Consider the following 11082-nt stretch of genomic DNA (forward strand, 5'->3'; position numbering starts at 1 on the left):
AGGAGAAGATGAAAAATATATTTTTAGTTGCTTCAAGAGAATTCTTTTCTCAGGTAAAAAATAAAGCATTTATTGTTATGACAATCTTAGCTCCCTTATTATTAGTAGGAGCAGGAGGTGTAATTTTTTGGTTGACAGCAACCAATAATTCTGAAATAAAAAATATTGCTGTTATTGATGAAAGTGCACAATTTGTAACAACTTTTAAATCAGACGAAAATATGATTTTTAATATTTATACGCCTGATGAAGCGAAAGCGATAAAAGATACTTTAAGTGGAAGCGAATATTTAAATGCATTATTAGAGATTCCGGCAAATACGGATGGTAATTATAACAACATTGAGAAAAATACAAAACTATCAACTAACGGGAATTTAGGAATTACGGATCGCGAAAAAATTTCTAGTTTGATGTCTTCAAAAATCGAAGAATATCGAATGAAAAATTCGGGTATAGATCAAGTCAAATTAAAAGAAACAAATTCTCGCGTTTCCTTAAATGTATTTAATGTTAAGGAAGGGAAAGAGGATAAAGGTGTAGAGCTTAAAGTCGCTTTATCAGGTGCTTTAACGTACATCATCTTTATGTTTATTATGATTTATGGAGTTAAAGTAATGCGTTCTGTGGTTGAAGAAAAGAATAATCGAGTAGTAGAAATTATCATTTCTTCTGTAAAACCATTCGAATTGATGATGGGAAAAATTGCTGGTACAACAATGGTTGCAGTTACACAATTTTCCATCTGGATTACAATGACTTTAGGATTATTAATGATTTTTCCTGCCATCGCAGCAAGCAGAATGGATATGGCGCAAGATATGATGAATCAAGCTCAGGAAACAGAATCTAATCCAGAAATGATGCAGATTGTTGCTGAAACCAGCGAGATATTATTATCATTTAATTACCCGTTAATTATATTTACATTTATCATTTATTTTATTTTAGGATATCTGTTTTATTCTGCAATTTTTGCAGCTATTGGTTCGGCAGTTGATAACGACACCGACACGCAACAATTTACGTATTTTCCTTTAGTTTCTATGATGATTGGATTATACGGGTCATTTTCTACATTACAAAATCCAGATGGACCTGTTGCATTTTGGTTATCGATGATACCATTTACATCACCTATATCGATGATTACACGTATTCCGTTTGATATTCCGATTTGGGAATTGGCTTTATCAATATTTATCTTATTGATTAGTACAATCGGAATGATATTTTTAGCGTCTAAAATTTATCGAATAGGTATTTTAATTTACGGTAAGAAACCAACTATTAAAGAGATGTTGAAGTGGATTACATATAAGAATTAAAAATCTTCAATTATATTTTAAAGCTGTTCAGTTATGAGCAGCTTTTTTTATTTGAAAACCATTGAATTAATTAAGTTTATCTTATATTGTTTTATTACTTTTATCAGTAATAATAAAAGGGCGGTTTTAAGTTGCTAATGCAACGATAGTATAAAAATAGTAAAAATTTTGATTATTTGATTTGTTGAATAATCATTCGATTAAAAACTTGTGCTGGTGAATATCCATTGAGTACTTTTCGAGGTCTTTCATTGAGTTCACGTTGAACTTTTTTAAGTTCTTTTTCTGAGTATATCGAAAGGTCAGTTTCTTTCAACTTCCATATTAACATTAATTTTTAGCTAATATAAACTTCTCGAACTAACAAAATAATATATAGCACATTTTCAATACCTACAAATCACTTACTTGACTTTTAGTAGAGTTATAAATCTTTATAAATTTCTGCTCAATATCAATAGGATTTTTAAGATCTAAACTCTTATTTAAATAGGGCAATAGAATACCTAACAAGGCAAAAATATACGTAGTCAGTTGCTTCCTATTGCTCGTATTGTTTTCATTTCTAAATTTATACTGTAAACCTTTTACCAATTTATCAATCTTCTCAGTTTTAAAATCAATTGGTTCAAATGAATGAGTAAATTCATTTCTTACATTACGTATTACATTCAAATCATTCATTAATTTTTCATTAATAAAACCTATACTATACGCAAAATTGATTCGACTACTAAGATTTGATAAATTATAATTAAGCATCTTCTTTTTAAAAGTTTTATCACCTTTTAAATATAACAAAATATACTTACCTAAAGCATCTTCTAAATAAGAAACCGACAATAAAACACAACCTCTATCACTTTCATTGATTAATGAAAATCTTATTTTTTGGACTAAAAGAATATTTTCATATTGCTCCTTATCTATCTCTTTTATTTAAAACATCAGATTGAAATTCAATTATTTTGTCTGAAAAATTAGAGTCATTTTTTAATCTTTCATAAAGGTCTTTAACGGTTAAATCCATATTAAATGTTATTTATCCAAATATACAAAATGAGTGGGTTAAAAAATTAAGCGACTCAACATCTATATACTCTTTAATTTGTCTATTACTTTAAACCGCCAACCTAACTAAGCTAAAAACAACACAAAACATATTACACCAAAACCAGTGAGATAAGCTCCAAATTGGAAACCTTTAGATTCTTTATCTAAATCCATTTTAAAACTATCAACAACTACATCAGACCGATCTGTTTTATCCTTTCATTTAAGCCGACATACATTTGCAACCCAAACCATAGCTAACGGTATGCGTATTAAATACGTATCAAAATTATTAGATCACTCTGATATCGGAACAACTCAAATTTATGCTAAAATCGTAAACGACGAATTAGATAAAGCGGTTGAGCAATATATATAATAGAAGAGGGAATATTCCCTCTTCTTAAATTACAGCCGTTGCGTCCAATTCAATTTTTAAAGTTTGAAATAATCCTTTAACTTCAATCACAGTTAATGCAGTCTCAATTTGATTAGTTTTTATCCAATCTTGAATCATATAAAAATGTGGATATAATTCGTCCAATGAAACCGTATAAACGGTAAGTTTTACGATTGAGTTCAATGGATAATTCGCTTCTTGTAATACTTTTTCTAGGTTTGTAATAGAAGTAATTAATTGATAAATCATTTCTTCATTACTTGATATTCCATTTTCATCTATTGCAGCTTGTCCAGAAATATATAAGGTTTTTTGCGGCGCTATAATTTCAATAGCTTGCTGATAATTTCTATCTTCTTGCCATTTCCAAGGATTAATGATTTGTTTTTGCATGATCTTATTTTTTGTCAAAGATCATAAGATATATAGTCGATAATGTGTGACCTACATCACTTTTTAATCTATTAACATTCGGCTTAATGTTTCTCTTGAAACACCTAAATAAGTTGCAATATATTTTTTTGGAATACGCTGAAACCATTGCGGATAAAGTTTTAATAACTGATGGTATCGTTCTTTAGAATCCATTGATAATAAAGAAAGAACACGTTGTTGTGCAGCAAAAGAACCACGTATTGATTTGCCAAGAAAATACGATTTCAATAATGGAATTTTATTCAGTAATAGATTATAATCCATATCAGTTATCGCATATAATTTTGTCTTTTCCATTGCGATTAAATCATAGGATGCTAGTTCTTTATAGAAAAATGCACCAAGATCTGTTTCCCACCAGTTTTCCATGGCGAAACCTAAAATAAATTCTTTACCCTTATGATCAGTAAAACTAAGTTTAACTAAACCTTCTACAATAAAATACAATTGATTCATTCTTTTTCCATTTTCAAAAATGAGCGCTTTTCTTTTGTACTCCTGTAGTTTGAAAACTTCTTGTATAAGTTTACATTCCTCTTCATGAAGTGGAATTTGTGAAATTATGTCTTGTATAATTGGATGCTTATCGAAGGTCAATTGTATTTATTTTTGTCTATAGCAAATATAGATTAAAAATTAGCTTAACGCATAGTGTAATTTAACAAACCACCATCTACTACTATTTCTGTTCCTTTAATAAAACTCGATTGGTCAGAAGCCAAAAATTCTACAACTTTGCCAATTTCATCTGGTGTTGCCAACCGTTGTAAAGCTGTTTTTTCTGCTAGGTAAGTTAAGGCCTCATTTGGTACAGCATTCTGTAATCCTTGTGTCAGAGTTGGTCCAGGACTTACAACATTTACACGTATTTTTCGATCTTCTAATTCATTTGCAGCAACCTTTGCAATTTATTAATAAAAAGAATTGTACTAGATACACAACCGGTGACTGTGGAATATCAATTGACAGAATATGGTTGGTCTTTGCAAAACATTATTAAAAATTTAGCTGAATGGGGAAAGGAGCACCGTAAAGTAATTATAGAAAAATAAGTTTTTTAATTCATTCAATGCTAAAATCGTAAACGAAGAATTAGACAAAGCAGTTGAGCAATATATTGAATAATAGATACTTATTTTAGAATAATGTATAAAAATAGATTATACAAATCAAAATAATGTACATATATTTGTACATAATAAAATACAAGATTATGATAATAGCAAGTGTTTCAGATTTCAGAAAAGATATTAAATCTTACTTAGATAGAGTTTCAAAGAACTTTGAAACCTTAATCATCAACAGAGGGAAAGATTCTGGTATTGTTGTAATGTCATTGGAAGAGTACAATTCATTAATGGCTACAAATCACGAATTATCTTCTCGTATCAATGAGTCAAGATTAGATGCTGCCATTGAGAAATTAAAAAGTAAGCAATCTTTTGAAAGAGAATTAATCGAGGAATAGATGAAATATATTTTCGTAAATGAGTCTTGGGAAGATTATTTATTTTGGCAAAAAACCGATAAGAAAAAAGTAAAACGCATCAATGATTTATTGAAAGATATTTCACGTACTCCTTTTACTGGTATTGGGAAACCAGAACCCTTAAAACATAAATATTCAGGGTTTTGGTCACGTAGAATAGACGAAGAACATCGTTTAATTTACAAATACGAAGATGATCAGATATTAATAGCAAAGTGCCGTTTTGATTACGATTAAATAATCCATTTTTAAGATATAAATAAGATAGAATTCTGTTAGGTTGTAAAACGTAACAGAATTTTTTTTATGCAAAAATCGTAAACGAAGAATTAGATAAAGCAGTAGAACAGTATATTGAATAATTAATATTAAATGATTTTAGTATTTATAAAACATATCGTAATATTGCAATGATAATAAATCAAGAATGGGAACAACTAAATCAGAAATCTTCACTGACGAGCAAAATAAACTAGCTACTTTATTCAAAGTATTAGGACATCCTGCTCGAGTAGCTATTATTCAGCATATTATCAAACAGAATGCGTGCATATGCACTGATCTAGTAGATGAACTAGGTTTAGCACAAGCCACTATTTCTCAACATTTAAAAGAATTGAAGAAAATCGGAATTATTCAAGGTTCCATCGAAGGGAAATCAGTGTGTTATTGTATAGATGAAAAGGTTTGGGCTGCAATTCAAAATGAGTTTTCTAGCTTTTTCAATCAAAATGTCAATATAGAGAAATGCTGTTAAGGCGTTTTTTTGAAATAAAACATCGTAATATTACGATTAATAAATAATAATTAAAGTATATGAAACTTTCAGAAATCAAAGAAATCTTACCAACATTAGAGAATGTTGAATTTCAATTAGAGGATGGTACTTTCGTACCAGAACATTTCCACGTTACAGAAGTGGGAGAAATCACAAAGAAATTTATTGATTGTGGTGGAGTTATTAGAAATGAAAAAGTAGTAAACTTTCAACTGTGGAATGCAGACGATTACGAACATCGTTTAAAACCAGGAAAATTATTAAATATCATTCGCTTATCCGAAAACAAATTAGGGATTGAAGATGCAGAAATTGAAGTTGAATATCAATCGACTACAATTGGTAAATATGATTTAGAGTTTAATGGAAAACATTTCATTTTAAAAAATAAAAAAACAGCTTGCTTAGCGCAAGATGCTTGTGGTATTCCTTCAGAAAAACCAAAAGTGAAATTGTCAGAAATCCAATCATCTTCTTGTACACCAAATTCGGGGTGTTGCTAAATATTGTAACCATAAATATTATAACAATTACCAATGATAATTTTTTAGGAGTTGTAGAAATCGATAAACAAGGATTATCAAACAGTAAACGGTATTAATATAGATAAGAATTTATTGAAACGTAAAAGTATTAATTTGTGAATGCATAAATCAGATAAAAACAATTCAATGGATGAAATATTTGATGTTATAGTTATTGGAGGCGGGCAAAGTGCATTAGCTTGTGGATATTATCTAAGACGTGCAAAACTGAAGTATATTATTTTGGATAAGCAAAATACTTCAGGCGGGGCTTGGCTCCATACTTGGGATAGTTTAACCCTATTTTCTCCAGCAGATTATAGCTCGTTACCTGGATTGATAATGCCAAATTCTGAAAATAAATTCCCTACAAAACAAGAGGTTATACATTATTTAGGACAATACGAGCAATATTATCAACTTAATGTGAAAAGAAATAGTGAAGTTGTTGAAATTAAAAAAAAAGGAGATTTTTTTCAAGTTCACACGCAAGAAAGTTTTTTAAAAACCAAAACAGTTATTTCTGCTACAGGAACGTGGGGAAATCCTTTCATTCCGAATTTAAAGGGAATAGAAAATTACAAAGGTGTTCAAATACATTCAAGTAAATATAAAAACCCCGAAGATTTTAATGGTTTAAAAACATTGGTTGTTGGAGAAGGTAATTCTGGTGCTCAAATTGTTGCTGAAGTATCAAAAAATACGACAGTAAAATGGTCAACAAAAAAAACACCTGAATTTCTACCCGATGAAGTGGACGGCTATTATCTGTTTAAAATTGCCAACGCAAGATATAAAGCAGAATTAGAAGGAAAAACATTTGATGCATCAAATTACAATTTAGCCAGTATTGTTATGGTTCCACCTGTAAAAGAAGCTCGTGAAAGAGGAGTGTTAATTTCTAGTGGTACATTCCGTGAGTTTTACGACAAAGGAGTAATTTGGGATAACGGCGAACAAGAAGATTTTGATGCAATTATTTGGTGTACAGGCTTCGGTTACGATACTACATTCCTAAAATCACTAATACAACTAGATGAAAAAGGTATTGCAAAAACCAATGAAACTAAGTCTTTAGATATTGAAGGTTTATGGTTTGTAGGCTATGGTAATTGGACAGGTTATGCATCTGCATCTTTAATTGGGGTAAACAGAACCGCAAAACAAACAATTTTAGAAATTCAAGATTTTTTATCTAAACACTTAAAGATTAATTAAAAATATGTACTCAACAATATTAAAAACTGTAGAGCAATTTCATTTTGAAAATATCAGTAATGATCGCAAAAACATTTTACAACCTTTAATAGATTACATTCAAGGAAAGGTAAATAGTAAAAAACCGGTAAACCTTAATTTTATTTGTACACACAATTCTCGAAGAAGTCATTTATCACAGGTTTGGGCGCAAACTTCAGCATCATTCTATAATATAGATAATGTACACTGTTATTCAGGGGGTACAGAAGAAACAGCATTGTTTCCAAAAGTAATTGAAACGCTAAGCAATCAAGGTTTTCAAATCTTTAAAATTACAGATAGTAATAATCCTATTTATGCGATAAAATATGATGAGAATAGTTCACCAATTATCGGTTTTTCTAAGAAATATAATGATGCATTCAATCCCATTTCAAATTTCGCAGCGATTCTAACTTGCTCCCAAGCAGATGAAGGTTGTCCTTTTATATCCGGTGCTGAAAAGCGAATTCCCATTACTTACGAAGATCCTAAAATTTCGGATGATACAACCGAACAAACCGAAGTTTACAAACAACGCAGTTTTCAAATCGCAACTGAAATGATGTACATATTTTCACAAATCACAGTTTAAAAAATGCAACCTAAATTAAAATTTTTAGATAGATACCTAACCTTATGGATTTTTATCGCAATGGTTTTAGGTGTTACAATTGGCTATATCTTTCCCAATATGTCTGTTTTAATAGAGCGTATGAGCATTGGCACAACCAATATTCCTTTAGCTTTAGGGTTGATAATAATGATGTTTCCACCTTTAGCCAAAGTAGATTATTCTCTATTACCACAAGTATTTAAAAACAAAAAAGTAATCGGAATATCCTTAATCTTAAACTGGATAATTGGTACAGTTTTAATGTTTGGCTTAGCCGTACTATTTCTTCACGACGAACCTGATTATATGTCGGGATTAATCTTAATTGGCTTAGCACGATGTATCGCAATGGTAATAGTTTGGAGCGATTTAGCGAAGGCTAATAGAGAATATACAGCAATGTTAGTCGCATTAAATAGTATTTTCCAAGTCTTAAGTTATAGCTTTTTAGTTTGGTTATTCATCAACATATTACCTGCAAAATTAGGCTTAGCTAATTTTAATGTTTCGGTTTCAATTATCGAAGTAACACAAAGTGTAATAATCTATTTAGGTATTCCATTTTTAATAGGTTTTATCACGAGATTCACTTTAATTAAAAAGAATGGTATAGAATGGTACAATCGTGTATTCGTACCCAAAATTTCTCCTCTAACACTTTATGCTTTGTTATTTACTATTGTAGTAATGTTTAGTTTAAAAGGAGATAAAATACTTGAATTACCTTTAGACGTTATCAAAGTAGCAATCCCATTAGTTATATATTTTGCACTGATGTTCTTCATCAGTTTTTTTATCAATAAAGCAATGAAGGTTCCTTATGATAAAAATGCATCTATTTCATTTACAGCGACAGGTAATAATTTCGAATTAGCTATTGCAGTTTCCATTGCAATATTCGGTATTCACTCTCCACAAGCTTTTGTAGGAGTTATTGGTCCGTTGGTCGAAGTTCCGGTGTTAATACTTTTAGTAAAAGCAAGTTTGTGGCTGAAAAGGATATATTATAAAGAATAGAGCAATACATCGAATAAGAAAGTAAATAATATATTTCGCGACACCTATTGTCATTATAAAGTTTTAATTTACATTAAATTACCTTAAAAAATGTTTAATGACTAAAACTTAATCTACTATGGCGTATTTGATAAAAGAAGCTGTACAATTCAAAGAATTGACGAAGGTTGCTTTACACAACGTAAAGTCGGAAGAATTTGATATAATAGAGGTTTTACCTTTATCAAACGATGGTTATTGTCAAGCATTGATTGACAAAGTATTTGAGATTTCTCATTCTGAAATTGCTGATTTTATCAAACATCATTTAATTTATGTTAAGGATAAATTGCACTGGATCAATAAGTTTGAAAAGTTAGTTTCTGTCAATGAATCCTTGTTCAAAAAAGAGAGGAATAGAACTAAACTAATGAAAATCATTACAACAGCAGAATTTGTAAGAAGTTCATTAAAAAAGCCTGTTACAATAAAAGACATAGACAGTCCTGCACCGAGATACATCAATGCAGATTCAGAAGAACGTTATTTTTCGTTTTATAAAACGCAGAAAGATTTGGAACAGATGGAAGACTATTGTGATCAAATCATTTTCTTAACCAATGAGAAATACGAATACGAACAAGCCAATATTCATTTTATCAATCCAAAACTTCCAGAATATTCAGAGCAATGCAACAAGAAAATTGAACATTTACAACACATCAGAAGATTACAGGAAGAATTACAAGTAGTTAAAGAAGAAAAATGCAATTACAACAAACTACAATTCAACGGAAACGTAAATCAATTGGTAGACATATTTTATCAATTATCAAGAGAATTATTTGTCAATGGAAGATCATATTTAGATGGAAATGTAAACGACATCGCTAAGATGATTGCCTATTCTTTTGTAGACAAAGACGGAAATAAATTAAGCATTGAAACGGTCAAAACTATACTCACACCATCACGAGAAGAAAAACGACCAAATAACGCAAAACGTATTGATGTAGATAAATTACTATAACATTCACTATCCTAACTATCCCAGTTAGGATTTTTTTTGGTCCAAAAAGTCCTGTTCACACGTTCAACTTCAAAAATCAAAAGTCTTTATTCATCAGCCATTCAAAAAAATATGGTCCTGACAAGACCATTTCAGGACTAACGGACTTTTTTTTCTATACTTCATTTGCTTCATAATCTTAAACAAATCAGAAAATGGAAGCAATCATTTTAACAAAAGAACAATACGATGCGATCGTATTCAAATTAGAGGAAATCACTAAAAAATTAAACAAAGCATTAGCAGCTAAACAAGAAACATTTATGGATAACCAAGAGTTTCTAATGCTAATGAAAATCTCAAAACGTACCGCTCAAACGTGGAGAGATGAAGGAAAGGTTTCATTCTGTCAAGTAGGCAACAAAATCTACTACAAAATGTCTGACGTCGAAAAGTTATTGAATGAACACTACAACAAATCATTCACTAACAAACGCTAAAAGAAGAATATAGAATATCAAAAGTCTAATATCTAACATCTCAAATCTCAATACTATGAGCATAAAATTCACTTTATTCCAAAACTTCAACGAGGTAATCAACACAATACCAGTTGAGCAAATCGTAACAGAAATCAAAGAAGGAACATACAAAAGTCAAATTCTATACTTGCGTAAATCCTTAGAACAAGGAAAAATGGAACCATACGAAAAAGCAAAGAAATCTTTAATTGCTTTTACACCAAGTGCAACATTCAAGGGAGGTAGAAAATTAGACTACCTCCAAAATTACAATCAAATAATTGTACTGGATATTGATAAAGTTGAGAAAAATAAGCTAGCAGAAATCAAACAAAAAGCGATTGAATTAAGTACAACATTTGTTGCATTTATCAGTCCATCAAACAACGGATTAAAGCTATTCATCAAGGTTTCAACCAATCAAGACGAACACAAAAACACGTACAACATTGTCAAAGAATTTTACGAAAAAGAGTTAGAAATCGAAATTGATAAATCCGGAAAAGACATCACAAGATTATGTTTCTATTCTTATGATCCAGAAATCTATTTTAACCCAAACGCAGAAATTTTTCATTGTCATTCTGAACAAAATTGTCATTTCGAGCTTGTCGAGAAATCTAATTCAGTTAGTCATCCTGATTTCTATGACAAAACCAAGTTATTTTTATAAATATTTTGATTTTTAATTAGT

At 30.0% G+C, this 11082-nt stretch carries 17 protein-coding genes and 1 pseudogene; 13 read left to right on the plus strand and 5 right to left on the minus strand.

Annotated elements, in window-relative coordinates; translation table 11 throughout:
• Positions 1-8 precede the first annotated feature (8 nt).
• Positions 9-1328, plus strand: coding sequence for an ABC transporter permease (locus EAH69_RS07650; RefSeq protein WP_121934600.1), 1320 nt, complete (start codon positions 9-11; stop codon positions 1326-1328).
• A 172-nt stretch (positions 1329-1500) separates the two neighbouring features.
• Here EAH69_RS07650 and EAH69_RS14155 read toward each other — a convergent pair.
• Positions 1501-1641 (minus strand): annotated as a pseudogene (locus EAH69_RS14155) (IS30 family transposase); the annotation flags it as partial.
• Positions 1642-1721: 80 nt separating this feature from the next.
• Positions 1722-2171, minus strand: a complete 450-nt coding sequence (locus tag EAH69_RS07655) for a hypothetical protein (protein ID WP_121934601.1) — start codon at positions 2169-2171, stop codon at positions 1722-1724.
• A gap of 382 nt (positions 2172-2553) precedes the next feature.
• Here EAH69_RS07655 and EAH69_RS14060 point away from each other — a divergent pair, with 382 nt between their 5' ends.
• Complete coding sequence (locus tag EAH69_RS14060; RefSeq protein ID WP_262602205.1) at positions 2554-2760, plus strand: tyrosine-type recombinase/integrase; 207 nt, start codon at positions 2554-2556, stop codon at positions 2758-2760.
• A 24-nt stretch (positions 2761-2784) separates the two neighbouring features.
• Here the strand turns inward: EAH69_RS14060 and EAH69_RS07665 are convergent, their stop codons facing one another.
• The 3 genes from EAH69_RS07665 to EAH69_RS07675 form a co-directional block, all read right to left on the minus strand.
• Positions 2785-3174: a RidA family protein gene (locus EAH69_RS07665; protein WP_121934602.1), complete on the minus strand. Its 390-nt coding sequence runs from the start codon at positions 3172-3174 to the stop codon at positions 2785-2787.
• 63 nt (positions 3175-3237) lie between these two features.
• Positions 3238-3813: a Crp/Fnr family transcriptional regulator gene (locus tag EAH69_RS07670; protein WP_121934603.1), complete on the minus strand. Its 576-nt coding sequence runs from the start codon at positions 3811-3813 to the stop codon at positions 3238-3240.
• A 44-nt stretch (positions 3814-3857) separates the two neighbouring features.
• Positions 3858-4124, minus strand: a complete 267-nt coding sequence (locus tag EAH69_RS07675; RefSeq protein WP_121934604.1) for an SDR family NAD(P)-dependent oxidoreductase — start codon at positions 4122-4124, stop codon at positions 3858-3860.
• A gap of 6 nt (positions 4125-4130) precedes the next feature.
• Here EAH69_RS07675 and EAH69_RS07680 point away from each other — a divergent pair, with 6 nt between their 5' ends.
• The 11 genes from EAH69_RS07680 (at position 4131) to EAH69_RS07730 (ending at position 11061) form a co-directional block, all read left to right on the plus strand.
• A complete protein-coding gene (locus EAH69_RS07680; protein ID WP_317124735.1) occupies positions 4131-4268 on the plus strand; it encodes a winged helix-turn-helix transcriptional regulator in 138 nt (45 codons plus the stop codon).
• Positions 4269-4429: 161 nt separating this feature from the next.
• Entirely contained in the window at positions 4430-4684 is a 255-nt protein-coding gene (locus EAH69_RS07685; protein ID WP_121934606.1) for a type II toxin-antitoxin system Phd/YefM family antitoxin, read from the plus strand.
• The gene (locus EAH69_RS07690; protein ID WP_121934607.1) at positions 4685-4942 is read left to right on the plus strand and encodes a Txe/YoeB family addiction module toxin; all 258 of its coding nucleotides are present in this window, start codon (positions 4685-4687) and stop codon (positions 4940-4942) included.
• 190 nt (positions 4943-5132) lie between these two features.
• Entirely contained in the window at positions 5133-5462 is a 330-nt protein-coding gene (locus tag EAH69_RS07695) for an ArsR/SmtB family transcription factor (RefSeq protein ID WP_121934608.1), read from the plus strand.
• Positions 5463-5521: 59 nt separating this feature from the next.
• On the plus strand, positions 5522-5986 hold the full coding sequence (locus EAH69_RS07700) for a DUF6428 family protein (RefSeq protein WP_121934609.1): 465 nt from the start codon (positions 5522-5524) through the stop codon (positions 5984-5986).
• 168 nt (positions 5987-6154) lie between these two features.
• On the plus strand, positions 6155-7225 hold the full coding sequence (locus tag EAH69_RS07705) for an ArsO family NAD(P)H-dependent flavin-containing monooxygenase (protein WP_121934622.1): 1071 nt from the start codon (positions 6155-6157) through the stop codon (positions 7223-7225).
• A 4-nt stretch (positions 7226-7229) separates the two neighbouring features.
• Positions 7230-7841 (plus strand): low molecular weight phosphatase family protein, encoded by a 612-nt coding sequence (locus EAH69_RS07710; protein WP_121934610.1) that lies wholly within the window; start codon positions 7230-7232, stop codon positions 7839-7841.
• Positions 7842-7844: 3 nt separating this feature from the next.
• On the plus strand, positions 7845-8879 hold the full coding sequence (gene arsB / locus EAH69_RS07715) for an ACR3 family arsenite efflux transporter (RefSeq protein WP_121934611.1): 1035 nt from the start codon (positions 7845-7847) through the stop codon (positions 8877-8879).
• A gap of 118 nt (positions 8880-8997) precedes the next feature.
• Positions 8998-9888, plus strand: coding sequence for a hypothetical protein (locus EAH69_RS07720; RefSeq protein WP_121934612.1), 891 nt, complete (start codon positions 8998-9000; stop codon positions 9886-9888).
• A gap of 194 nt (positions 9889-10082) precedes the next feature.
• The gene (locus tag EAH69_RS07725) at positions 10083-10367 is read left to right on the plus strand and encodes a helix-turn-helix domain-containing protein (RefSeq protein WP_121934613.1); all 285 of its coding nucleotides are present in this window, start codon (positions 10083-10085) and stop codon (positions 10365-10367) included.
• 55 nt (positions 10368-10422) lie between these two features.
• On the plus strand, positions 10423-11061 hold the full coding sequence (locus EAH69_RS07730) for a BT4734/BF3469 family protein (RefSeq protein ID WP_121934614.1): 639 nt from the start codon (positions 10423-10425) through the stop codon (positions 11059-11061).
• Positions 11062-11082: the final 21 nt, after the last annotated feature.

The organism is Faecalibacter macacae, from assembly GCF_003687725.1.
Classification (GTDB): domain Bacteria; phylum Bacteroidota; class Bacteroidia; order Flavobacteriales; family Weeksellaceae; genus Empedobacter; species Empedobacter macacae.

Excerpts from the sequence above, each read along its gene's own strand:
- EAH69_RS07650 (WP_121934600.1), top strand. The coding sequence starts at position 9 with ATGAAAAATATATTTTTAGTTGCTTCAAGAGAATTCTTTTCTCAGGTA.
- EAH69_RS07665 (WP_121934602.1), bottom strand. The coding sequence starts at position 3,174 with ATGCAAAAACAAATCATTAATCCTTGGAAATGGCAAGAAGATAGAAAT.
- EAH69_RS07685 (WP_121934606.1), top strand. The coding sequence starts at position 4,430 with ATGATAATAGCAAGTGTTTCAGATTTCAGAAAAGATATTAAATCTTAC.
- EAH69_RS07690 (WP_121934607.1), top strand. The coding sequence starts at position 4,685 with ATGAAATATATTTTCGTAAATGAGTCTTGGGAAGATTATTTATTTTGG.
- EAH69_RS07695 (WP_121934608.1), top strand. The coding sequence starts at position 5,133 with ATGGGAACAACTAAATCAGAAATCTTCACTGACGAGCAAAATAAACTA.
- EAH69_RS07700 (WP_121934609.1), top strand. The coding sequence starts at position 5,522 with ATGAAACTTTCAGAAATCAAAGAAATCTTACCAACATTAGAGAATGTT.
- EAH69_RS07705 (WP_121934622.1), top strand. The coding sequence starts at position 6,155 with ATGGATGAAATATTTGATGTTATAGTTATTGGAGGCGGGCAAAGTGCA.
- EAH69_RS07710 (WP_121934610.1), top strand. The coding sequence starts at position 7,230 with ATGTACTCAACAATATTAAAAACTGTAGAGCAATTTCATTTTGAAAAT.
- arsB (WP_121934611.1), top strand. The coding sequence starts at position 7,845 with ATGCAACCTAAATTAAAATTTTTAGATAGATACCTAACCTTATGGATT.
- EAH69_RS07720 (WP_121934612.1), top strand. The coding sequence starts at position 8,998 with ATGGCGTATTTGATAAAAGAAGCTGTACAATTCAAAGAATTGACGAAG.
- EAH69_RS07725 (WP_121934613.1), top strand. The coding sequence starts at position 10,083 with ATGGAAGCAATCATTTTAACAAAAGAACAATACGATGCGATCGTATTC.
- EAH69_RS07730 (WP_121934614.1), top strand. The coding sequence starts at position 10,423 with ATGAGCATAAAATTCACTTTATTCCAAAACTTCAACGAGGTAATCAAC.